Origin of the sequence: Xanthomonas sp. JAI131 (assembly GCF_013410075.1) — a bacterium.
Classification (GTDB): domain Bacteria; phylum Pseudomonadota; class Gammaproteobacteria; order Xanthomonadales; family Xanthomonadaceae; genus Xanthomonas_A; species Xanthomonas_A bonasiae.
On sequence record NZ_JACCCN010000004.1, the window covers coordinates 327,424 to 351,973 of the forward strand.

Sequence of the window (24,550 nt, forward strand, 5' to 3'; positions counted from 1 at the left end):
CTGCCCACGTCCAATCTCACTGACGCAGCCACACCGCGCTGTTGCCGTTGCGAATCCCCAATCCCCAATCCCGAATCCCCGCCCCATGCCCACCCTGCTGATCGCCGACGACCACCCCCTGTTCCGCGAGGCGCTGCGCGGGGCGGTGCAGCGGGTGATGCCGGGGGTGCAGCTGTACGAGGCCGACAGCGTCGAGGCGTTGTACGCGCTGGCCGACCATCACGCCGATGCCGACCTGTTGCTGATGGATCTCAACATGCCCGGCGCGCAGGGGTTCAGCGCGCTGGTGCACATGCGCGCGCTGCATCCGCAGTTGCCGGTGGTGGTGGTGTCCGCGCGCGAGGAACCGACGGTGATGCGCCGCGCGCTGGACCACGGCGCGTTCGGCTTCATTCCCAAGTCGGCCGATTCGGACACCATCGGCCTGGCCCTGAGCACGGTGCTGGACGGCGAGCGCTGGGCACCGCCGGAAGCGCACAACCTGCCGCCCACCGACCGCGCCGAGCGCGAGGTCGGCCAGCGCCTGCGCGAACTGACCCCGCAGCAGTTCCGCGTGCTGCAGATGCTCGGCGCCGGCCGCCTCAACAAGCAGATCGCCTACGACCTGGGTGTGTCCGAAGCCACCATCAAGGCACACGTCACCGCGATCCTGCGCAAGCTCGGCGTCACCAACCGCACCCAGGCGGTGCTGATGGCCGGCAAGCTGGCCATCGACAGCGATGCCATCGTGCTGCCGCTGGAAGAGGACTGAGCGCGCTGGGTTCTGGCGGATGCGTGCGCCAAGGTTCACCGCGGCATGGCGTGGCCTGGTCGCTGCGCGCGAGGCCGGTGCGGCTGCACTTGCAGGCGGGGTTTCCATATCGCGGCACTCGCAACGCACTCCACGGGCTGTAGCGGCCCTGGAGGTTTTCGGTCGCGGCTGAAGCCGCTCCTACAGTGGATGGCATCGGACCTCGGCGTAGCCCTGCAGGAGCGGCTTCAGCCGCGACCGCTGTTCGCGTATCGCAGGCCATCGCCTGCACACCCAGCGATGGCTGCCGCGCACCGGATCGGCTTCCCGAATCGGCTTCGGTGCACCGACGCCGCCGTGCCCTCGACGTCCGAGCATATAGCTGTTGCTAAGAAAAAAAGCTGCAGGTTCGCGTGCGTTCGAAGCGTATTCGTCGGCATTCGCCGCTGTTAGACTGCGCGTCCCTTGGGGAGTAGCCTGCTGTCCCGCGTATCCGGACAGCGCCCGCATCAACACACTCGGCCGTTGCGCCGTGGTGCGGGCAACCATCTCGGTTGGCGAGACCAGCGGCGAGCTTGCGTGGCGAAAGCCGGGCGCGCGCGCTCGTCGTTCGTCTTCTGCCCCGGCGTGGTCCCCCACATGTCGTTTCTTTCGATTCTGTTGCTCGGCATCGCCATGTCCACCGACGCCTTCGCCGCGGCGGTCGGCAAGGGCGCGGCCATGCGCAAACCATTGTGGCGCGACGCACTGCGCGCCGGCCTGATCTTCGGCTGCATCGAGGCGCTGACCCCCGTGCTGGGCTGGACGCTCGGCCAGGCCGCTTCCAAGTACGTGGTGTCGTTCGACCACTGGATCGCGTTCGGCCTGCTCGGCGCGCTCGGCGTGCACATGATCGTCGCCGGACTCAAGCCCGAGGCGCCCGAGGTTGCCGCAGAAGCGCCCAAGCGCCACGGCTTCTGGAACCTGGCCGCGACCGGCCTGGCCACCAGCATCGACGCGATGGCGGTGGGCGTCGGCCTGGCCTTCCTCGACGTCAACATCGCCGAGGTCGCGGTGGTCATCGGCCTGTGCACGCTGACCATGGTGACCCTGGGCATCATGCTCGGCCGCGTGCTCGGCACCCTGGCCGGCAAGCGCGCGGAGATCGTCGGCGGCGCGCTGCTGATCGCGATCGGCAGCACCATCCTGTTCGAACACCTGCACGGCGCGGGCTGATCCGCGCACGCCCGCCGCTGCCGGCTCAGCCCTGTGGCGGCGCCGGCTTGGCGGTGAATTCCAGGTAGGTGGAGAGAATGTACTTGTCGTCGCTGCGCGGCGGCAGGGCGGCGTGCATGTACATCCAGTACGGCGGGAACATCAGCAGGCGCCCGGCGCGCGGCGCGACCTCCAGGTCCAGGTCGACGAAGCGGGTCTGCCCGCCCTCGGCGACATCGTTGAGATACCACAGCAGCACCAGGTAGCGGCCGGTCTCCTCGTCGCAGGCATCGAAATGCGGCTGGAAGCGCTCGCCGGCGCTGGCGCGATAGCGCTTGATCCGCAGGTCGGCCAGGCGCGGGCGCCACGGCACCGCTGCGGACAGGCCCAGATCGGCGTTGTAGCGCGCCAGCGCCGCGCGCACCTGTTCGATGAAGAACCCCTGGAAGGCCGGATCGGCCGCGCGGGTCACGTTGAGTTCGGTCCAGGCGCTGTCGTCCAGGCCGGCACGCGCACCGGCACCGTTGTGGCGGTGCTGCGCCGACGCGTGTTCGAACTGCGCGACCAGCTGGCTGCAGAAGCCCGCATCCAGCGCTGCGTCGTAGACGCGGACATAGTGGCGAAGATCGGCGTGCTTCATGCGTGTCGTTTCCTTTGTCTCGCGTTGCGCTGTCGGTTGCGGTTCACTGCGCCACCTGCGCGTTGAAATCGCCGATGCCTTCGACCAGGCGTGTCACCGCCTCGCGTTCGACCGGCTGCAGGTGCGGGTTCCAGGTGTCCATCAGCAGGATCACGCGTGGGCGGTCGCTGCGGTTCCAGGCCTCGTGTTCGAAGGTATCGTCGAACACCATCGCCCGCCCTTCCTGCCACACATGCAGGTGACCGCCGGCGCGCAGCGCGCAATCGCCGTGCACCAGCAGCGGCAGATGCACGGTCAGGCGGGTGTTGGTGACGCCGCGATGCGGCAGGATGTGGGTGCCCGGCGCCAATACCGAGAAACAGATCTCCGGCGCGTGCGCGCGGATGCGCACCAACGGCGTGCGCTCCAGCGCGGCCGTGGTCTGCGCGCACTGCTGCGCATGCGCGTCGTCGCGCTGCCCGTGGCGGTAGAAGAAATACGCATCCCACGCGGGACTGCCGCGCTCGCCGGCGAGTAGTCCTGGCGGTAGCTGGTCGGTCGGCGTACCGAGAAACGGCGCATACGCGTCGGCCTGCTCGCGCGTGGCCAGCATCTCGGCGCGGATCGCCGCGGTGCTGTGTTCCAACTCCTGCAACCACGGGAACAAGTGCAGCGGCGGATACGCGGCGGCCGGTACGTCGGGCACGTGGAAGAAGGTCGGCCGTTGCAAGGGATCGGCGTACTGCGCTGGCAGCAGGCCCAGATAGGCCAGCAAGCCGCGCTCGACCCGATCCAGCGCGTCGGCGCCGTAATTGCGGCGCAACGGTTGCAGCAAGCCGAGGAACAGATCGCGACGGCCGGCATCCACTGCCGCCATCGCGCTGCGCACGCGGTCGCGCAACGCCGGCGCGGTGCTGTCGTCGCTCAGCCAGCGGCCTTGGCGCTGGGCATGCACGACGGCCGCGTAGTAGCTGCCGACGGCCGCGTATGCGTCACCGCGTGCCGCGCGCAGTTCGCCCAGCCGCAGATGGGCGATGTAATGGTCCGGCTGGTGGCGCAGCAAGTCTTGCAGAACGCCTTCGGCGCCCGCCGCATCGCCTTGCGCCGACAGCATCGCGGCCCAGCCCATCCGCGCCGGCGCTTCGAGCGCACCCCCTCGTTGCACCACGCCCCGGTACAGATCGGTGGCATGGGTCCACAGTCCCGCCTCCTGCGCCAGCGCGGCCAACAGCAGGTCCAGCGCTGGCGGTGCGTCGCCCTGCGCCTGCCAGGCCATGGCCGCCGCCTGTACCTGCGCGAGTCGCCCCTGTTCGAAGCCACGCCACAGCGCCTGCAGCCGCGCCGATGGATCGTCCCGTCTCGCTGTCATCGATACCCCCTCAACGAAAAACGGCGCGCCCGGTTGGGCGCGCCGCGTGTCACGAGCCGGCCTGCCTGCAAGCGCAGGCGACGCTGGCCGACATCCCTCAGAACCGATAGGTGGCGCGCATCCAGTAGTAGCGGCCGACCGTGTCGTAGGTGCTCACATCGGTGTTCGCGTTCAACACGTTGTTCTGGTACAGCACCGGCGGCTGCTTGTTGAACAGGTTGTCCACGCCCAGGTCGAAGCGGATGTTGGCGTCGCTCATGTCGTAGCCCAGCTGCAGCGCGTGGTACATGTAGCTGCCGTAGTTCAGCACCACGCCCTTGTCTGCCGCATCGGCGGACATGTTTTCCGACAGGTCGGTGCTGCCGACCTGGATCTTGCCGATCCAGCGCGTGGTCCAGGTGGCGTCCCAGTTGCCCAGCTTCCAGCCGATCTGGCCACGTGCGCGCCAGCGTGCGTAGTTGCCGTAGGACGAGTTGTACTTGCCGGCCATGTGCACCACCGAGTCGCCGGTGTCGATGTCGTAGCGCTGCAGGTAGGTGCTGTCCAGGGCCAGGGTGAACTTGCCGAACGCGGTTTCCGGCAGGGCGTAGTTGGCGCCGAAGTCGATGCCCTGCGTGTCCAGCTTGCCGATGTTGACCACCGGGGTCTCGATGTAATCGATGTTGCCGGCGCTGACCGTGCCTGCCGCATAGCGGTGGATATAGCTGCAGTACGGGCTGCTGTTGTCGTTGTAGCAGATGTTGGCGACGGTCTGCGCGGAGATCGACTGGATCAGGTCGTCGAGCTTGACCTTCCACCAGTCGGCATTGAACGACAGGCCCGGCACGGACTCGGGGCTGTAGACGATGCCGTAATCGTAGGAGGTGCCCTTCTCCGGCTTCAGATTGTAGTTGGCGTAGGTCGAGCCGGACACGATCGCATTGGTCTGCGACAGGCCCGAACCGGTCCAGCCGGCCTCCACGCCTTCGCAGGCGTTCTCGTGGCCGCTGCCGCTGTAGCCGATGCACGGATCGGTGAAGGTCGGCGAATTCGCGGTCGGACCCTGGTACAGATCGTAGATGGTCGGCGCACGGAACACCTGCGCCACGGTGCCGCGCACCATCAGGTCGTGGATCGGGCGCCATTCCAACTGGAACGAGGCACTGTTGTTGGTCGAGCTGACGCTGCTGTAGTCGGAGAAGCGGTCGCTCAGGGTGACATTCAGCGCGCCAATCGGCGAGGACTGCGCCAAAACCGGGATGAACAGCTGCGCATAGGCTTCCTTCACGCTGAAGGAGCCGCTCAGCGGCGAGGAGCAGGCCTCGGACGAGATGTCGCAGGTGTTGTCGCTGTTGATCAGCGCGTTGCTGGAGACGGTGTAGCCCAGGCTTTCCTTGCGGTACAGCGCACCGACCGCCAGCTGCGCGCTGCCTGCCGGCAATTCCCACACGCTGCCGTTGGCGCTGGCTTCCCACTGGCGGGTGATGCTCGTGGTCTGGTAGCGCGGGATCGACTCGTGACTGTTCATCCAGGCCACGGTGTTGGGATCGGTCTGGTCGAAGATGTTGATCTCGCCAGCGGTGATCGCATCCTGCAACGCCGCGTAGTCGACGTAGCCATGGCTCCAGTTGCGCTGCTGGTAGTGGCCGTAGTTGAAGTTGGCGTCCCACACCCAGCTGGTGTCGCCGATGCTGCCCTTCAGCCCGAGCACGTCCTGGTCGGTGGTGGTGTCGTAGAAGCCTTCGCGCTGGCCCAGCGAGGTGAAGCGCGAGCGGTACTCGTAGCCGTTGGGACCGAACTCGACGCCGAACGGGTTGTAGGGGTTATCGACGGCGATGGTGATGCCGTCGCTCTGCGCGTCGAACGGCAGCGGCGCGATCGCATAGTGCGACATCGTGTGGTTGTGGTAGGCGTTGACGTAGGCCTGCAGCTTGTCGGTGATGTTGAAGCTGCCGAGCACGAAGCTGTTGACGCGCTGCTGCGGGGTCATCAGCAGATTCTGCGACTGGTAGTTGTAGGCGTCGGAGGAGGAGGAATAGCACTTGTAGCCGCCGCTGCCGTTGCTGGTCATCGCGCCGCCGGCGCTGCAGCCGTTGGCGGTCAGCGTGCTCGCCGGCAGCTTGTAGTAGCCGCTCGGGGTACGGCTGGAACCGCCCTTGTAGACGCTGCCGCTGGACAGGTACATCGCGTCCTTGGAGAACGCGCGATTGGCCGAGGAGATCTCTTTCTGCTTGTTGTAGTCGATGCCGACCACGATGTTGCCGCGATCCCAGGTCTTGCCGAAGGTGAAGGTGCCGCCCTGGCGCGCGCCGTCGCCGCGGCTGGCCTGGCCGTAGTTGGCGACGAATTCGCCGCCTTCGAAGTTCTTGCGCAGGATGAAGTTGACCACGCCGCCGATGGCGTCGGAACCGTACAGCGCCGAGGCGCCGACCTTCAGCACTTCGACATGGTCGATCATGCTGGTCGGGATCGAGTTGATGTCGTTGTTGAGGATGCGGTGGCCGTCGATCAGGATCAGCGTGCGCTGGTCGCCGAGGCCGCGCAGCGACACGGTCGAGGCGCCGTCGCCGCCGCCGTTGTTGACCTGCGGGTTGGTCGCATCGCCGGCGATGCCGGGCAGCGACTGCATCAGGTCGCCGAGGGTCTGCTTGCCGCTCTGCTGGATCTGCTGGCGATCGACCACGGTGACCGGGCTGGCCGTTTCCACGTCCACGCGCCGCACCAGCGAGCCGGTCACGGTGACGCGGTCCAGGTCGACCGCGCCGCTGGCGGACGTCGCCGCGGTGTCGGCGCTCTGTGCGTAGAGCGAAGCGGCGGGAAGCGTCGCCAATCCCAGGCAGATGGCCTGGGCGAGTCTGTTCTTTGGTGCGGACATTGGGGAAAACCTCATGTGATGGGCAACAGAACGCCAGCGGTGCACGCGGACGTGAACCGGTTCGAATCGCGCTGGGCGCGACGTCTTCGTTGGATGCTTCGGACTTGCGGACCGATCGGAACCGTCAAGCACTTGTTAGTTTTTTATAAGAAAAGTGTTGTTTTGATGTGCCGCATTGCGCCAGCGGTTGGCATAATCGCTACACCGTTCGAAAACATGTGCGTCCACAGGCGCGGACGGGGAAGGCGCCATGGGCGCCGGCGCGGGCCGAAGCGGCTGCCCGAATCAGTCGACGCGATAGTCCCAGCGCTGCAGGTAGGGCTGCAGCAGCGGCAGCACCGGCTCGAAGAATTCGTGATATGGGCGCCAGCGGTCCAGGCCCTTGCGATTGATGCCTTCGACCACCTGCGCATAGCTGGGCGTGCTGATGAAACCCTTGGCGCGCGCATGGCGCTGGAATTCCAGCAACCGCTCCGGTTGTTCGAGTTCCAGGAAGCTGCCCAAGCGCGCGACCTGCGCCTGCGGATCGGCGACCAGGTCTTCGTAACGCAGCTCCAGCGCGCGCGGTTGCAGCAGCTCGACGTGGTAGAGCCAGAACGCCATCGCATCGGCGTAGCCCTGCGCCAGGCGTTGCGCGCTGGAACACAGCACCGCGAAGGCCGGGGAGCGGAACGCCTGCATGTAGCAGCTCAACAGCACGTCGCAGGGATGGCGCAGCGCCAGGATCACGTGCGCGTTGGGGAACAGCCGCTGGATCAGCGGCAGGCGCAGCAGGTTCAGCGGATTCTTGTCGACCAGGCGTTGTCCGGGCTGCAGCTGCACCACGCCGCGTACGGACCGCCAGTAGTCGGCGCGCAGGGCCGCGCAGGCGGCCTCGTCGAGCTCCCCGAGGCCATCGGGCCAGGCCAGGCCGCGGCGCTCGCTGCGCTCGGCCAGCCCTTGCAGGAACGGCCGTTCGTCCATCGCGCACAGCTGCGGATGCGCATCGAGCATCTGTTCCAGCAAGGTGGTGCCGGAGCGCGGGAACCCGACCACGAAGATCGGCGAGGCATCGCGCGGCGGCGCCGCCACCGGCAGCGCGGCGGCGTAGCGCACCGGATCCCAGCGGCGTCGCGCGACCGGCAGCGGCGCCGCGCCCGCCGCAAGCAGCTCGGGCACCAGCGAGGCGACGCCCTCGACCTGCCCGGCATGCCCCTGCGCGCACGCCGCCAGCATTTCGTCGTGGCGCCCCAGGCGGTCGCAGACGCGGGCCATCGCGAACAACAGGTTGCTCTGCTTGCGCGTGTCGGTGGCCGCGTCGGCGGACAGCAGGCCGCGCAGCAGCCGGTACGCGGCGTCCCACTGCCCGTCGCGCATCGCCAGCACCGCCAGCGCATTGATCGCATCGTGGCGCGCGTCCACGTCCTCGATCCGCTCCGGCGGCGGCAGGTGTGCGGCCGCCCGCCGCGCCTCGTCGAGTTGGTTGACCCGCTCGAGCACCAGCACCAGGCGCGACCAGGCGCGCTCCGGTTGCGGCATCGGTCCGGCGGCGCAGGCGCGCAGCATCTCGCAGGCCGCGTCGGTGTGGCCGGCCTGCGACAGCAGCCAGGCCAGTTCCAGCGTGGTCTCCGGGTCCAGCGCAGGCCATTGCGCCCAGTCCGCGAGCAGCGCCTCCACGCGCTGAAAGTCGCCGCACTCGTGACAGGCCATCGCCGCGTGGACACGCAGTTGCGCCGAGTCCGGTGCCAACCCATGCGCATCCAGCAGATGCTCGCGGGCGACGCCATAGTCGCCTTCGTCCATCGCCAGCAAGCCCAGATTGTGGTGCAGCATCGCATCGCCCGGCGTCAGCGTGAGCGCCTGCGCATACGCCTGCCGCGCCTCGGCGAAACGGCGCGCCTCGCGCAAGGCGGTGCCCAGGTTGTTCCAGTGCGCCACGTCCTGCGGCTGCCGTTCGGTCAGTTCGCGATACAGCACTGCCGCCTGCGCCGCATCGCCCTGCATCTGCAGGCTCATCGCCAGCAGGCTGCTGGCCAAGGCGTCGCCAGGCGCGTGCTGCAGGTAGCGGCGCGCGCCCTGCTCCAGCGCCTGCGCCTGTCCCGCCTCCAGTGCCGCCAGCAATTGGGGCAGCGACGGGATCGCGGTGACTTGCGGTGGGCTCATGCGCTGACGGTCCAGACGGGCGGGCGGAAAGGGCTGCCACCATAGCCGGGCCGGATCGCGGGTCGCAACGCAGGCCGTGCCGGACGCAGGCAAACGACGCACACACTGCGGATACGCAACTTCGCCGCACGACATGCTCGACGCCGGACCGCGCAATGCGCACTGTCGCGATCGCGCCGACCGGCGCTAATCGCTCTTGATCGGATCGTGATACGCGGTGAGGAAGGCGCGCAGCGAGGCCGGCTTGACCGGCTTGGTCAGCAGCCGGTAGCCGCGTTCGCGGGCCTGCAGTTTCAGTTCGTCGCGGCCGTCGGCGGTGAGCAGCGCGCCGGCGACCGGACCGACCATCGCCTCGCGCAGCGCGTCCAACGTGTCCAGCCCGTCCAGGCGGTCGTGCAGGTGGTAGTCCACCAGCATCACGTTGGGCGCGCGCGCCGCCAGCAGCAGCGCCTCGTCCACGGTGCTGGCGCAGATCACCTCCACCTGCCAGCGGCCGAGCAGCGCGCGCATGCCGTCGAGGATTTCCTGATCGTTGTCCACGCACAGCACGCGCAGCCCGACCAGCGAGTCGCTGCTGGCGACGCTGCGCTGCTGCCGCTGCTGCTTCTGCGGCACCGGCGCCACCCGCGGCACGGCGATCGAGAACATGCTGCCGTGGCCGACCGCGCTGCGCGCATCCAGGTCGTGGCCGAGCAGGCGCGAGATGCGCTGGCAGATCGACAGGCCCAGGCCCAGCCCCTGCTCGCCCCAGTCGAACGGCTGCTGGTAGCGCTGGAACTCTTCGAAGATCTGCTGCATGTGGTGCTTGGGAATGCCCGGACCGGTGTCCCACACCTGCAGCTCCAGCGCCGCGCCGCGGCCGCGCATGCCCAGCACGATGCGGCCCTGGCGGGTATAGCGCAGCGCATTGGCGAGGAAGTTCTGCAGCACGCGGCGCAGCAGGCGGCGGTCGCTGCGCACCCAGATCGGCCGCGCGTAGACATGCATGCGCAGGCCGCGGCTGGCGGCGACCGGGGTGTACTGCGCGGCCAGTTCGCGCAGCAGCACGCTGGCGTCGAAGTCCTCGATCGTCGGGCGCATGCCGCCGGCGTCCAGCCGCGACACGTCGAGCAGGCCGTCGAGCAGTTCCTCGGCCGCACGCAGCGAGGCGTCCACGCGCTCGGCCAGATGCCGCTGCTCCTCGTTCTGGTGCGCTTCGCGCAAGGCGGAGGCGAACAGCCGCGCCGCGTTGAGCGGCTGCAGCACGTCGTGGCTGATCGCGGCCAGGAAGCGGGTCTTGGACTGCTGCGCCAGTTCGGCCTCGCGCGAGCGGTCGGCCACGCGCTGCTCCAGCGTCTCGTTGGCTTCCAGCAGCGCCTGCTCGGCACGTTTGTAGTCGGTGATGTCGTTGTAGCTGGTCACGTAGCCGCCGCCGGGCAGCGGCTGACCGCGCATCTCGATCACCTTGCCGTCGCTGCGGGTGCGCTCGAACACGTGCGAGGTGCCGGCGCGCAGATGCGCGATGCGGCGGCTGATCTGGTCCTCGATGCGGCCCTCGCCCAGTTCGCCGCGCTCGGCGTTGTAGCGGATCAGGTCGGCGACCGGGCGGCCGACGTAGAGCATGCCGTCGGGGTAGCCGAACATCTGCTGGTAGCGCCGGTTCCACGCGGTCAGGCGCATCGCCGGATCGACCACGCTGACCCCGGCGCTGATGTTCTCCAGCGTGGTGGACAGGATCTCGCGGTTGAAGCGCAGCTCCTGTCCGGCCTCGTCGAGCACCGCCACCACTTCGCCCAGGTCCATGCCCGAGCCGCGCAGCAGGCTGGTCAACACCAGCCGCGCCGAGGCCGCGCCGATCGAGGCGGCGAGCAGGCGTTCGGTGAACTGCACCCAGACGCGGTCGGCCACCGCATTGGGCTGCGGCTCGCGGCCGAGCAGTTGCGCCTGTTCGGCGAAGGCGCGGCGGGCATGACGCTCGCCGACCATGCGTTCGGCCAGCGCCTGCAGATCGACCACCTGCACCTGCCCGAGCCAGTCGCCGGCCACCGCCGGCCGCTGCGAATACGGCTCCAGGAACGGCGCCGCGCGCAGCCGCTCGTCCAGGCCCGGGCGCCAGCGCGCCGACACCAGCATCATCGTGCCGACGTTGAGCAGCAGCGACCAGAACGTGCCGTGCGCCAGCGGATCCCAGCCGCTCATGCCGAACAGCTGCTGCGGGCGCAGCCAGGAGATGCCGAACGGCCCGTCGTGCAGCCATCCCGGCGCCAGCCAGCCGGCCTGGGTCAGCGCCGGCAGCAGCAAGGTGTAGATCCAGGTGCCGAAGCCCAGCACCATGCCGGTCTCCACGCCCTTGCGGCTGGCGCCGCGCCAGTACAGCCCGCCGATCACGCCCGGCGCGAACTGCGCCACCGCGGCGAAGGCCATCAGCCCGTACGAGGCCAGCGAACTGTCGTTGCTGCTGCTGCGGTAGTAGCCGTAGGCGATCAGCGCCAGCAGCAGGATCGCCAGGCGGCGGATCCACAACACCCGCGAGGCGACGTCGGCGCCGGCCGCCTGGTGCCCGCGCCGGCGCAATAGCACCGGCATCACCAGGTCGTTGCTGATCATCGTCGCCAGCGCGATGCTGGAGACGATGACCATGCCGGTGGCGGCGGAGAACCCGCCCACGTAGGCGACCAGCGCCAGCGCGGTGCGGCCCTCGGCCAACGGCAGCGCCAGCACGATGCTGTCGCGCGCCACCTCGCCGGAATGGCCGAACAGGGCGATGCCGGCCGACGCGATCGGCACCACCATCGCCGAGATCACCACCAGGTACAGCCCGAACAGCCAGCGCGCCTTGCGGATGTCGCCGATGTCGCTGCATTCCACCACCGCCACGTGGAACTGCCGCGGCAGGCAGACGATGGCCAGGAAGCTGAGCAGGGTCTGCGAGATGAAGCCGACCGGCGGCGTGTTCTGGAACAGCGTGCGCGCCGACTGCAGCACCTGCCCGTCGCGGCCGCTCAACCACACGTAGGCGAACACGCCCACCGCGACCATCGCCAGCAGCTTGACCACCGACTCCAGCGCGATCGCCAGCATCATGCCGTGATGGTGTTCGGTGGCGTCCACCTGGCGGGTGCCGAACAAGGTCGCGAACAGCGCCATCAGCAGCGCCACGTACAACGCCGGATCGGCGTAGAACGGCGCCCCGGCGCTGGACTGCCCGCTGAGCACCTGCAGGCTCATCGCCACCGCCTTGTACTGCAACGCCAGGTACGGCACCACGCCGATCAGCGCGATCACCGCCACCAGCGCCGCCAGGCGCCGCGAACGGCCGTAGCGCGAGGAGATGAAGTCGGCGATGGACACCGTGTTCTCGCTGCGCGCGATCAGCGCCAACCGTTCGACGATGCGCCAGCCGAACAGCAGCATCAGCAGCGGACCCAGGTAGATCGGCAAGTAGCCGGCGCCGTTGCGCACCGCGCTGCCGACCGCGCCGTAGAACGTCCACGACGAGCAGTACACCGCCAGCGCCAGGCTGTACACCGCCGGGCGCAGCCACGGCCGCTCCGGGTACAGCGGCCGCCGATCGCCCCACCACGCCACCGCGAACAGCAGCGCCGCGTAGCCGACCGACACCAGCAGCAGGATCCAGCTAGAAACCAAGGGCGACGTCCCCGGTGCGTTCGCCGCAGTCTAGCTCGCCGCCGCTCACGAGACCGCCGTCGCGCCGGCGTGCAGCGGCAACCGCAGGCGGAACACGCTGCCCTGCCCGGGCGCGCTCTCCACCAGCAATGCGCCGCCGGCCGCGGCGATCAGGTTGGCGCTGACCGCCAGCCCCAGGCCGGTGCCCTGCCCGCTGGGCTTGGTGGTGAAGAACGGCTCCAGGCAGCGCGCGCGCACGTCCTCGCTCATGCCGTGGCCGCTGTCGCGCACCGCGATCTCCAGCGTGGCATCGGGCCGCGGCGCCAGGGTCAGCTCGAACTGCCCGCCCTCGGGCATCGCCTGCTGCGCGTTGGCGGCGAGATTGAGCAGGATCAGTTCCAGCTGCGCGCGGTCGAAGCGTACCGGGCACGGCGCCTCGTGCAGGTGCAGGCGCACCTGCACGCCCAGGCCGAACAACTGGTCGAACATCGGGCGCATGCCGGCGATCGTCTCGGCCGGTTCGAACACCTCCAGCCGCGTCGCTTCCTGGCGGCTGAAATCCAGCAGCTTGCGGGTCACCGCCGCCGCGCGCCGCGCCGCCGCATCGGCCCCCTGCAGCGCGGCCTTGAGCTGCTGCGGATCGTCGCTGCGCCGCGCGCGCGCGGCATAGCCCATGATCAGGCTGAGCAGATGATTGAAATCGTGCGCGACGCCGCTGGCCAGGCGGCCGACGCTCTCCATCTTCTGCGCGTGCACCAGCTGGTCGCGCGAACGCTCCTTTTCCTGCATCTCCAGTTGCAGCCGGTCGCGCGAGCGGGCCAGGTCGTTGCCGCGCTTGCGCGCCAGCGCCAGGCTGTCGCGCAGGGCCGCCACCGACTGGTCCAGCACCAGTGCGACCACCACGAAGCCGACCAGGCTGCCCACCGCCACTTCCAGGACCCGCGGCCACAGCGACGGCAGGAAGAACATGCGCGCCGCATCGCGCCATGCGCCCAGCGCGACCACCAATGCCAGCCACGCCACCGCGCCCCAGAGCGCGCGCCGGCTCAGCAACAGCCCGCCGATCAGTACCGGCAGCAGCTGCCCGAGCTGGCCGCGCAGTTGCGCTTCCAGCCCCCAACGCGCATAGCCCACGGTCAGCAGCGCCAGGCTCACCACCACGAACAGCCGCGCCGCCCACAGGAACGCGCCACGCCGCAACAGCGCGAAGCACACCCACATCGCCAGCGCATTGAATCCCGCCAACCACAACGCGACCGAGTCGATGGCTGCGCCGGCCCGCCACCATGCCATCAGCATCGCGATCAGCTGATACAGGCCCACGAACACCAGTACCAGCTGCAGCATCGCCGCGTTGCGCCGGTCGACGCGGTCGGCCAGCGGGATCGCGCGCCACCAACGCAACGCGCACGCCAGCGGGCCAGCGGCGGGCGGGTCGGCGGAACGCTGGGGCGTAGGCAGGTCGGGCATGCGCGGGCCAATGGCGGGAGCGCCGCCGGCAGGCGGACGCGGACTGCGGCTATATTAGCCACCTCCGTCTTCCCGCTGGATGCGACGCGGCCCTGGACCTGCAGGTTGCCGCGCATGCTGCACGGGCCGATTCCGCCGCTCGACGCGCCTGGATTACAAATCGATGACGTTTCCCTTGTTCACCGGCCTGGGCCGGGCTGTGTTCGTGGCCGCAGGCCTGCTGGCAAGTCCGGTGCTGGCACAGACCGTTCCCGGCGCCGATCCGTACGAACCGCAGCTGCGGCGCTGCCAAACCAGCATTGCGCAGCAGCCGAGCGCCTCGCGGGATATCGCCAGCGACCTGCTGACCATGCCCGGCCTGCCGGTACCGGTGCAGGTGCGGGCGACCGGCTGCCTGGCCACCGCGCAGCAGATGCTGGGCGACAGCACGCAGGCGGCGGCGACGACCGAGCGCTTGCTGGCATTGCTGCAGACACCCGGGTTGCCGCCGCTCGTCCGTAACGGCGGCCGCCTGCAGGCGGCGGCGCTGCTGCAGCAGGGTGGCCAGTTGACGCGTGCGCTGAAACTGCTGGAGCAGATTCAGGCCGATGCGCAGCGCAGCGGCGACACCGTCGCGCAGATCGGCGCGCTGGCCGGCATCGCGCTGATGCGCGGCGACGCGCTGGACGACTCGGAAGGCGCGCTGCACTACTTCCGCCAGGCCATCGCCCTGGCCGAACAGCTGCAACGGCCGCCGGCGCAGGCCGACATGATGCTGTACTACAACTACGGCTACGCGCTGCTGATGCTCAAGCGTTACGACGAGGCCGACGCCGCCTTCGATCGCGCTACCGGGGTGGCCGTCAAGCTGACCAACCAGGACCTGTTCCTGCACCGTATCGCCAGCCACCGCGGCGAGATCCAACGCGCCGGCGGCCATGCCGAGCGTGCCGAGCCGATGTTGCAGAAAGCGCTGTACTGGCAGCAGGCCGACGGCGATCCGCAAGGCGCCGCAGTGACGTTGCAACGCCTGGCGCGGCTGCGCCTGGACCAGGGTCGGGCCAAGGACGCGCTGGTCTACGCCGAACAAGCGCAGACGCTGTCCGAGCGCAGCCGCTTCGTCGCGGAGATCCGCAACGGACTGGACCTGATCAGCGAAATCCATGCCGCGCTGGGCAATGCCGACGCCGCGGCGCACTACGCGCAGCAGGCGCGCGCGATGGACCGCGACAAGGCCCGCGCCGAAACCCTGGTCTCGCTGGCCAAGCTGCAGGCCGATGCAGCGCGCAAGCTGCCGCCGATCGCCGACACGGGCGCGGCACGCGCCGACAACGCCGGCCGCATCGCGATCGGCCTGGCGCTGGTGCTGGCGCTCGGCGTCGCCCTGGCGATCCTGTACCGCCGCCGCCAGCGCCGCGAGGCCGAACGCAGCCTGCTCGATCCGCTGACCGGGCTGCTGAACAGGCCGGAAGCCGAACGCCGGATGCAGGCGCTGTTCGCCGCGCCGAGCCGGGACAAGCGCGAGGCCGACGGCCGCTGTGCGCTCCTGCTGGTCGACGTGGATGGATTCAAGGAGTTGAACGCGCGCTACGGCCATGCCGCCGGCGACCGCGCGCTGTTGGCGCTGGCCGGCTGCCTGCGCGAGAGCTGCGATGCCGGCGACCTGATCGCACGCTGGGGCAGCGAGGAATTCCTGGTGGTGCGCGCGGACACCTCCGCGGCGGCCGCGTTCGCGCTGGCCGCGCACCTGCGCGGTGCGGTCGAACGCCTGCGCGTGGAAGCCGGCCAGGGCGAACTGCTGCCGTTGACGGTGTCGGTCGGCGCAGCGCCGTTCCCGCTGTTCCGCCGGCCCGACGCGCGCCTGCAGGACACCGTGGCGCTGGCCGAATGCGCGGTCCAGGCGGCCGGCCACGCCGGCGGCAACGCCTGGGCCGGACTGTGGGGCACGCCGGGCGACGTGGCGGTCACGCCGCAACAGGTGCTGGCGGATCCGGTGCGCGCGCGCGCGCAAGGCTGGGTGCTGCTCGACGGCAGCGATCCGCTGCTGTGGACGCGCGCGTTCGCCGCGCCGGACGTGCAGCGCACGTGAGCGCGTGCGCACGCCCGGCGCCGCCGTGGGCCGCGGCGGCCGTCCCCTCACCCCAACCCCTCTCCCGGTGGGAGAGGGGCCATGTGCCGCAGTGCAGCGGCGGCCGTGCCCATGCACGCTCCACGGCGGCGCAGTGCCGCGGGTGCGACACGCTAAGATCCGTGCGGTGAACACCCACACCCGCCCACGCTGATGTCGTCCGTCCCAGTCGAGTCGCGGGCGAGCTATCTGCAGCAGCAACGGCTGCGGCTGCAGACCCAGTTGCAGCAGGCGCAGGCGCGGCAGGCCGCTGCCGAAGCCGAGGTGGAGCGGCATCTGCCGGCGGTGGAACAGGCCGTGGCCACGATCCGCCGCGATTTCGTCGCGCAGGCCGCGCAGGCCGCGAGCGCGGTGCTGCGCCGCGAACGCCGCCGCGCGTGGTGGCCGGCACTGCTGTTGCGCCCGCTGCTGCCGGACTGGCGCTGGCGGCTGGCGCTGCTCGCCTTCCTGCTGCTGGCGCTGCCATGGATGAGCGCGCACTGGCTCGGCGACGCGCGCGGCTATCTGGAGTGGTGGCGCCATCTGGGCATGCAGCGCGACACCCTGCAGCTGCTGCAGCGCGTGCTGCCGTCGCTGCTGGCGTATGCGCTGCTGGTGATCGGCGGCGCGCAACTGCTGGCGCGCCATGTCAGCCACGACGAACGCGCGCGGTTGAACGGTTTCGCGCAACGGCCGCTGGCGCTGCTGCAGTTCGCCAGCGACAGCCGCCACGACGCCGCCTTTCCGTACCGCGTCACCCGCGCGCCATGGCCGCAGCGCGAACTGCAGGGCCGCTGGCAGATCGCCGCGGCGCACGGCGACCTGTTCGGCGCGCGCATGCTGGCGCTGCACGACGGTGCCGAACCGGAGCCGCAGGTGCAGGCGCTGCTGGTGTTGCCGGACGCGTCCCACGCCGCGGCGCTGATCCCGATCGCCGCCGAGCTGGATGCCGAGGCGCAGGCGCAGCTGCATGCCCTGGCGCTGGCCGTGGCGACGAACGCGGCGGCCGAATCGCAGCCCATCGCCGAGCTGCACCGGCACGTGGACGCGTGGATGGAAGCGCGCAGCCAGCAGCGCATGCTGCAACAGCGGCTGCAGAGCATGGACGCCATCCACCGCCACTGGGCCGACGTGGCGCTGCCCGACAACACCCTGGACCAGATCCTGAAGCTGGTGGACCTGTTCGTGTCCGGGCGCACGCCGGCGCCGAAGGGCATGCTGCTGCACGGACCGCCGGGCACCGGCAAGACCCTGATCGCGCGCAAGCTGGCGCGCCATGCCGGCTGCCATTTCGAAGCGCTGGGCGTGGCCGACCTGAAGGCCGCGCACGTCGGCCACACCGGCCCCAAGGTGCAGGCGATCTGGCAGCGCTGCCGCGCCAAGGCGCCGGCGATCCTGTTCATCGACGAATGCGAAAGCGTGTTCGCGCGCCGCGGCGGCGTGGACAGCGACAGCTTCGGCGCCGAACTGGTGCAGACCTTCCTCGCCGAATGGGACGGCTTCCACGAGGCGCGCGGCCAGGTGCTGGTGATCGGCGCGACCAACCGTCCCGGACTGCTCGACGACGCGGTGATGTCGCGCTTCACCGCCAGCATCGGCATCGGCCTGCCGGATGCCGATGCGCGCGCGCGCATCCTCGGCGGCGAACTGCAACGCGCCGGCTTCGCGCTGGCGCTGGACCCGCGCGTGGTCGCCGACAGCAGCGGACTGTCCGGCCGCGACCTGCACACGCTGGTGGCGCGGGTCGCCGCCGAGTGCATGGACGGCGAACTGGACGGCGACGCGCTGCTGGCGCAATTGCGCTTGCTGCGCGGCAAGGGCTCCACCCGAGTGACGCCGCTGGACTGGAACGACATCGTGCTGCCGGCAACGGTGATCGAAGAATTCGTCGGCCTGGGCAAGGAACTGCGCAATGCCGAGACGCTGGCCACGCTGGGCGTGCCGGTGCCGCGCGGGATCCTGATGTACGGCCCGCCCGGCACCGGCAAGACCCAGCTCGCGCGGATCCTGGCCAGCCAGTCGGGGTTGGCCTTCATCGCCCTGACCGGCGCCGACCTCAAGGCCGCCTACCTGGGCCAGTCGGGCCAGCGCGTGCAGGCCGCGTTCGAGCGCGCCCGCGCGCAGGCGCCGTGCATCGTGTTCGTCGACGAGATCGACATCGTCGCCCCGGCGCGCGGCGCCGACGGCGACGATGCGCTGACCCGCGAGATCGTCGGCCAGCTGCTGCAGGAACTGGACGGCGTCGCCAGCCAGGCCGGGCAGGTGTTCCTGCTGGCCGCCAGCAACCATGCCGCGGCGATCGACCCGGCGCTGCTGTCGCGGCTGGACCGGCAGATCGAGATCGGCCTGCCCGACCGCGCCGCACGCAGCGCAATCGTCGCGCGCCTGTTGCACGGCAAGCCGCTGGCATTCGACGCAACAGAGGCGGCCACCTGGCTGGCCGAGCGCAGCGAAGGCCGCTCCGGCCGCGATCTGCAGACCTGGATCAGCCGCGCCATGCGCCGCGCCGCGCGCCGCGCCCTGCTGGAAAGCGACGATGCGGCAAGCACCCGGCTGCAATGGCAGGACCTGATCGACACCGCGGATGAGGCACGGGCATAGCGCGCCGTCCTGTCGCGGCTGAAGCCGCTCCTACAGGAGCAGGCATGCCACTGGGCCCAGTGTAGGAGCGGCTTCAGCCGCGACTAGACACCATCCGCAGCCCGATCGCCCGAGCCGCCCTCACCTCTCCGGCAACATCACCTCGACCCGATAACGGCGGCCGCTCTCGATGCCCTCGATCCGCGCAACGTCCAGCACCCGCCCATCCACACTGACCTGCGGCGCAACACACCCCGCAGCGCGCTGCATGCGCACCTCCAACACCGCCCCGCGAAACCGACGCTGCACCGTCGCCTGCCTCCAGTGCGACGGCAACTGCGGGCGCACGCACAGCGCCTCGCCCTCGCCTTTCAGCCCGAACAGGCCCTCGATCAGGCAACGGTACAGCCACGCCGCGGTGCCGGTATTGAACAACTGGCTGGAACGGCCGGCGGTACGCGGCAGCTCGCGCCAGGCGCCGCGGTAATAGTTCGGCACGAACACCGGCAACTGCCCGCGCTGCAGGTAGTCGGCCATGTCCGGTCCCGGGATCATCGCGCGCAGCACGCGCCAGGCACGGTCGGCGTCGCCGATCGCGTACAGCGCATGCAGGTAGAACGCGGCGGCGTGGTTGTAGACCGAACCGTTCTCCGCCGAACCCGGATGCTTCTGCGTGAGCCGGCCAACGTCCTCGCGCATCGCGGTATACGGCGGCGCCAGCATGGTCGGCCCGTACGGCGTGTCCAGCTGCGCATCGACCGCCTGCAGCAAACGCTTGCGCTGCTCCGCATCCGCCGTACCCGCGAGCAGCGCCCAGCTCTGCGGATTGAGATAGATGCGGCCCTCCGTATCGTCCTTGATGCCGAAACGCACGCCGTCATCGGTGATGCCGCGCGCATACCAGTCGCCGTCCCACAGTTCGCGGTTGACCGCGGCATTGACCTCGTCCGCGCCGGAGCGAAACGCCGCCGCCAGCGCCTGGCGGCCATGGCGTTCGCAGAGCGTCGCCCACAGCTGCAGCGCGTAGGCGGTGGCCACCGACAGCCAACCGGATACGCCGCGGCCGCGATAGCCGACCATGTTCATCGGGTCGCACCAATCGCCTTGCGCGATGTAGCTCAGCCCGCGCGCGTCGCGCGCGCCGAGCAGCCAGCGCATCGCCGCGTCCAGCCGTTCGGCGACGCTGGCGCCGTGCCCGTCGGCACCGACCACGACCTCGTCGAGCAGCGCCGCATCGCCGGTCTCGTCCAGGTACGCCGACAGGAACACCGGCAGCCACACGCAATGGTCGGTATGCGGCACCTGGTTGATGTACTTCAGCTCTGCGCCCTCGATCAGCAGGATGCCGTCCGGCATCGCGCCGCTGGCTTCCTGCTGCGACAGCGCGTGCAGCAGCGCCGCACGTGCGGTCTGCGGGCGCAGGAAGCTCATGCCCATGTGGTCCTGCAGGAAGTTGCGGGTCTGCGGATCGGTGGTCAGGCGGTTGACGTCGCCGTGATAGAACACCTGCCGCGGCAGCCAGTGGTTGACCAGGTTGTCCAGGCACAGATCGGGCGTGGCGATGTGCAGGCAACCGGCCGCCTCGTTCAAATAATCGCCGTACGCGGCCGCCGCTTCGGCGAAGCCGGCAGCGGACAGATAGCGCTGCCGCAGCGCAGCGATCTCCGCATCGTCGCGTGCCGGGCCGAACAGGAAACGCAACGTCTGTTCCTGCTGCGGCTGCAGCGTCAGGCAGTACTGCAAGGCTGCGGTGGGCGTTTCGTAGCGCGCATCGCTGCCGCCCAGCCGCGGCTGCAGCACCGCGCTCGGCGCGTGCAGGCCGCCCTCGCCCTCGAATGCCGATTGCCGCGCATCCCACGCATCCGGCGCCAGCTCGTGCAGCAGAAAGGTGCAGTCCTTGAAGTCGCGATTGCGGAAGTAGTCCTCGACCTTCTGGTATGGCGTGACGCTGCGGCAGACGATGCCGCCCAGGTCGGCGCGGTACTCGCCGCTCTGGTGCATCCACGACATGTAGCCGACCGGGAAATACGCATACAGCGCGATCCGCCGCGCGCGCCCGTCCAGATTGCGCACCTGGCACTGCCACAGTTCGACCGTGTCATCGACCGGCAACTGCAGGCGCACCTCCACCTCGATCTCGGCGTAACGCACGCACCAGGCGATGTCGCGCTTGCCGACCGAGAAACGGAACGCCTGCGGCGTCGCCCGCACCGGCTCGTACGGCACCGAATAGACCGCACCGCTGTCCTCGTCCTTGAGATAGAAGAAACGCCCCGGATGATGCGCGTAGTACGGCTGCTCCGGCTGCATGAAGGTCCTGGCCTCCAGGTTCGGCGCATGCGCGTACTTGGCCGGCTCCGGCTGCATGAACTGCGCGGTGGCGTAGCCGCGGCAGGTCGCCTGGATCATCATCCGCCGGTTCCACAGGAAGCCGCCGGCATTGGGCAGCGCCGTCGCGCTGTGCAACTCGTAGCGTTCGCCGTCGGCGCTGGGCGCCAGCAGATCGGTTACCTCGCGAAATGCGTCATTGCCAACGCTCATGCGCTCGTTTCCTCCGCGGCGCGCTTGCGCGCGGCCAGTTCCTGCTGGATACGCAGCAGCGCCGCATCGTCGAGCGGGTAGAACCGCATCGTCCACGCCGCCAGGAACGCCACCGCACCGGGGATCACCGTCAGCAGCAGCACGATACCCAGCTGCGACGCATCGCTCTGCGCCTGGTTGGCCACATAGCCCATGCCCGCCAGCATCCACGCGATGCAGGCCGAGGCCAGCGCGCCGCCGAGCTTCTGCGAGAACGTCGCCGCCGAGAACGTCATCGCGGTGGCGCGGCGCCCGGTCTTCCATTCGGTGTAGTCGGCGGTGTCGGCATACATCGAGAACGCCAACGGCGATTTCGGCCCCAGCGCCAGGCCGATCAGCAGGTTGATCGCGAACAGCGCCCAGATCGCCTCGCGCGGAATGAAGAACATCGCGCAGCTGAGCACGCCGACCACCGCCATCAGCCACATCATCAGCCGGCGCTTGTCGCACAACCGGGTCAGCAGCGGCGTGGCCGCCGCGCCCACCGCCAGCGCCACCGAATAGCTGCCGAGGAACCAGCCGGTCAGGTCGGGGCGGCCGACGTAGTACTTGAAGTAGTACACGCCGGCGCCGGCGCGCATGACGATGGTGATCATGATGATCAGCGCCAGCGCGAACAGCACCCGCCATGGCGGATTGCGCAGCAGGTCGGCGATGTCCTGCAGCACCGGCGCGCGCGGCTGCGGCAGCGGCTGCACCCGCTCGCGCGTGGTGGCGAACACGATCGCGAACAGCGCCGCCGCGGCGATGCCGTAGACCAACATGGTGCGTTGCCAGCCCTGCGCATCGTCGCCATTGCCGAACCAGCGCACCATGTCCAGCGTGGCGTAGTTGACCAGCGTGGTGCCGGCGAAGGCGGCGATGAAGCGGAAGCTGATCAGCGTGGTGCGCTGCTGGCTGTCGGCGGTGATCACCCCCGACAGCGCCGAATACGGAATGCTGATCACCGTGTACATCAGCATCATCAAGCCGAAGGTGACGTAGGCCCAGACCAGCCGCCCGCCCTGGCCCAGATCCGGCGTGGTGTAGGCCAGCACGCCGCTGGCGGCCATCGGCAGCGCCGCGAACAGCAGATACGGCCGGAACTTGCCCCAACGCGAGCGGGTGCGGTCGGCGATCGCCCCCATCAGCGGATCAGTGACCGCATCGACCACCTTGGTCAGCAGGATCATCGTGCCTACGGCCGCCGCCGGCAGGCCCATGGTGTCGGTGTAGAAGATCAGCAGGAACGCGGAGATGTTGGCCCAGTAGAAATTGAAACCCATGTCGCCCATGCCGTAGCCGACCTTCTCGGTCCAGCGCAGCGGGGCATCGGCGCGTTGCGGCGGTGTGGGCATCGGCGATCCTGTCGGGTGGTCATGCGATGATGGAACGGCGCCAGGCACGTTCCGCTGATCGTGGCGTGCCGACGCTACACCACGCTGCGCGCATCGCCAACGCCGACGCGCGCATCATGCCAAACCCCGTGCAAGGTATAACCGCTCGTGATGGACGCGACATCCCAGAATTCCGTGCCGCAACGCAGCGAAGCCATCGTCGTGATGGGCATTTCCGGCAGCGGCAAGACCAGCGTCGCGCAGGCGCTGGCCGCGCACTACGGCCTCGCGTTCCTGGACGCGGACGATTTCCACAGCGCCGAGGCCAAGGCGCAGATGGCGCGCGGCGTACCGCTCACCGATGCGCAGCGCGTGCCGTGGGTGGCGGCGCTGGCGCTGCGCCTGCGCCAATCGATCGATGCCGGCCACAGCGTGGTGCTGGCCTTCTCCGGGCTGCGCAGCGCACACCGGCAGCAGCTGCGCGACAGCGGCGTGCCGATGCGCTTCGTGTTCCTGCATGCCGCCGCGCATGTGATCGCCGAACGCCTGGCACGGCGCAGCGGTCACTTCATGCCGCCGGACCTGTTGCAGAGTCAGATCGATACGCTGGAGCTGCCGCTTGAGGAGACGGACGTGGTCTCGGTGGATGTGGACGCGCCGTTCGACGCGGTGGTGGCGGATGCGATTGCGCAGCTGGATGGCGGGCCTGGCGGTGCGAACGTCGGCGTGGTGTAACGCGTCTCTCGTCTCATCTTGGCGGTCGCGATCGAGTCGCTTGGTTGGTTGCTGCTCCAACTGCTCGCATAGGGAACTGCATCCAATTCGCTGAGGGGCGAGGTGCACTGTAGGAGGGACTTCAGTCCCGACACCGTCCAGTCGCGGCAACCCCACCGCTTCGCTCGTCGCGGCTGAAGCCGCTCCTACAAAGGCGCTTGCGGCCAATTCGATGGGTGCACTGTGGGAGGGAATTCAGCCCCGACACCCTCCGGTCGCGGCAACCCCGCCGCCTCGCTCGTCGCGGCTGAAGCCGCTCCTACAAGGGCACTCGCCGCCAACTCGATGGGGGCACTGTGGGAGGGACCTCAGTCCCGACGCCTTCCGGTCGCGGCAACTCCACCGCTTCGCTCGTCGCGACTGAAGCCGCTCCTTCAAGGGCGCTTGCGGCCAACTCGATGGGTGCACTGTGGGAGGGACTTCAGTCCCGACGCCTTGCCGGTTCCCGCCTGCCCCGCCGCGCCATGCGCCGGCATGCGTGGACCCAACGCGCCCCGTCAGCTCGCGCGCGTGCCCCTGCGCTTCGCTCCCGGCAGCGCAGGCCCCGACACGTTCGGATCGCCAGGCACATACCAACGCCACAACGCCTCCGTGGCCTTGCTGATGCCGATACGCGGCGTGGCGACCGGATCCGCAGGTGGAGGCGTGCCATCCTCGCCCAGCCACAGGCGCGAGCTGGCCTGGGTCAGATCCAGCCCGTTGTCCGCACCCGAAGCACCAAGCGCCTTTGCCAGCCGGCCGGGTCCGCGGGTGAGATCGGCGATACGTCCCGCGCCGCGCGCCAACTGCATCGCCTCGATTCCTGCGACCGGCGCCAGCGCACGGATCAGCACCGCATGCCCGGGCGCGCCACCGCAGACCGCGTTGAGCGCCCAATGCATGCCGTAGATGAAGTAGACGTAGAGATGGCCGGGCGGCCCGAACATCACCTGCGTGCGCGGGGTCATGCCGCGGAACGAATGCGCCGCCGGATCCTCGGCGCCGCAGTACGCCTCGACCTCGACGATGCGACCGCAGCGGCCGTCGTCGGCGATCAGCAGCTTGTTCAACAGCTGCGGCGCCACCAGGCGCGAGTCGCGGGCGTAGAACGTGCGCGGCAGCGGTGTCGGCAACATCGCCACAACCTACCGGGACGCCCGTGAAGAACGTTGCGGCGCGTGCAGATCAGCATGCGCGCCGAAACACGCGGATCGTAGCGCGCGCACCACGGCACCGCCTGGCCGGCGACGG

The 24,550-nt window shown here is 69.6% G+C and carries 14 protein-coding genes; 5 read left to right on the forward strand and 9 right to left on the reverse strand.

The genetic code is table 11. The annotated features are described in order from the left end of the window. Positions 1-85 precede the first annotated feature (85 nt). Complete coding sequence (locus tag HDC36_RS17990; protein WP_179570029.1) at positions 86-751, forward strand: response regulator transcription factor; 666 nt, start codon at positions 86-88, stop codon at positions 749-751. Positions 752-1,369: 618 nt separating this feature from the next. Beyond that, complete coding sequence (locus HDC36_RS17995) at positions 1,370-1,945, forward strand: manganese efflux pump MntP family protein (protein WP_179570031.1); 576 nt, start codon at positions 1,370-1,372, stop codon at positions 1,943-1,945. Between the two features lie 25 nt (positions 1,946-1,970). Here HDC36_RS17995 and HDC36_RS18000 read toward each other — a convergent pair whose 3' ends face one another. The 6 genes from HDC36_RS18000 to HDC36_RS18025 all read right to left on the reverse strand — a co-directional run bounded on the left by HDC36_RS18000 (position 1,971) and on the right by HDC36_RS18025 (position 13,984). After that, complete coding sequence (locus HDC36_RS18000) at positions 1,971-2,564, reverse strand: 2OG-Fe(II) oxygenase (RefSeq protein WP_179570033.1); 594 nt, start codon at positions 2,562-2,564, stop codon at positions 1,971-1,973. 43 nt (positions 2,565-2,607) lie between these two features. After that, a complete protein-coding gene (locus tag HDC36_RS18005) occupies positions 2,608-3,912 on the reverse strand; it encodes an aspartyl/asparaginyl beta-hydroxylase domain-containing protein (RefSeq protein ID WP_179570035.1) in 1,305 nt (434 codons plus the stop codon). A gap of 97 nt (positions 3,913-4,009) precedes the next feature. Beyond that, a complete protein-coding gene (locus HDC36_RS18010; protein ID WP_255432800.1) occupies positions 4,010-6,766 on the reverse strand; it encodes a TonB-dependent receptor in 2,757 nt (918 codons plus the stop codon). Between the two features lie 285 nt (positions 6,767-7,051). Next, complete coding sequence (locus tag HDC36_RS18015; RefSeq protein ID WP_179570037.1) at positions 7,052-8,908, reverse strand: sulfotransferase family protein; 1,857 nt, start codon at positions 8,906-8,908, stop codon at positions 7,052-7,054. A 186-nt stretch (positions 8,909-9,094) separates the two neighbouring features. Continuing rightward, positions 9,095-12,535 carry a PAS domain-containing hybrid sensor histidine kinase/response regulator gene (locus HDC36_RS18020; RefSeq protein ID WP_179570039.1) on the reverse strand — a complete coding sequence of 1,147 codons (3,441 nt, stop codon included), beginning with the start codon at positions 12,533-12,535 and terminating at the stop codon, positions 9,095-9,097. A gap of 45 nt (positions 12,536-12,580) precedes the next feature. Beyond that, positions 12,581-13,984, reverse strand: coding sequence for an ATP-binding protein (locus HDC36_RS18025; protein WP_179570042.1), 1,404 nt, complete (start codon positions 13,982-13,984; stop codon positions 12,581-12,583). Between the two features lie 163 nt (positions 13,985-14,147). Between HDC36_RS18025 and HDC36_RS18030 the strand changes: the two genes are divergently transcribed. Then, on the forward strand, positions 14,148-16,052 hold the full coding sequence (locus HDC36_RS18030; RefSeq protein ID WP_179570047.1) for a diguanylate cyclase: 1,905 nt from the start codon (positions 14,148-14,150) through the stop codon (positions 16,050-16,052). A gap of 192 nt (positions 16,053-16,244) precedes the next feature. After that, positions 16,245-18,671 carry an AAA family ATPase gene (locus tag HDC36_RS18035; protein ID WP_179570049.1) on the forward strand — a complete coding sequence of 809 codons (2,427 nt, stop codon included), beginning with the start codon at positions 16,245-16,247 and terminating at the stop codon, positions 18,669-18,671. Between the two features lie 120 nt (positions 18,672-18,791). Here HDC36_RS18035 and HDC36_RS18040 read toward each other — a convergent pair whose 3' ends face one another. Together HDC36_RS18040 and HDC36_RS18045 are read right to left on the reverse strand one after the other, a co-directional pair. Beyond that, the gene (locus HDC36_RS18040; protein WP_179570052.1) at positions 18,792-21,191 is read right to left on the reverse strand and encodes an NdvB protein; all 2,400 of its coding nucleotides are present in this window, start codon (positions 21,189-21,191) and stop codon (positions 18,792-18,794) included. Then, entirely contained in the window at positions 21,188-22,567 is a 1,380-nt protein-coding gene (locus HDC36_RS18045) for an MFS transporter (RefSeq protein ID WP_179570054.1), read from the reverse strand. Before HDC36_RS18045 ends, HDC36_RS18040 begins: the two co-directional genes overlap by 4 nt. A 150-nt stretch (positions 22,568-22,717) precedes the next feature. Between HDC36_RS18045 and HDC36_RS18050 the strand changes: the two genes are divergently transcribed. Then, positions 22,718-23,281, forward strand: a complete 564-nt coding sequence (locus tag HDC36_RS18050; protein ID WP_179570056.1) for a gluconokinase — start codon at positions 22,718-22,720, stop codon at positions 23,279-23,281. Between the two features lie 536 nt (positions 23,282-23,817). Here HDC36_RS18050 and HDC36_RS18055 read toward each other — a convergent pair. Then, on the reverse strand, positions 23,818-24,435 hold the full coding sequence (locus HDC36_RS18055; RefSeq protein WP_179570058.1) for a DNA-3-methyladenine glycosylase: 618 nt from the start codon (positions 24,433-24,435) through the stop codon (positions 23,818-23,820). Positions 24,436-24,550 lie beyond the last annotated feature (115 nt).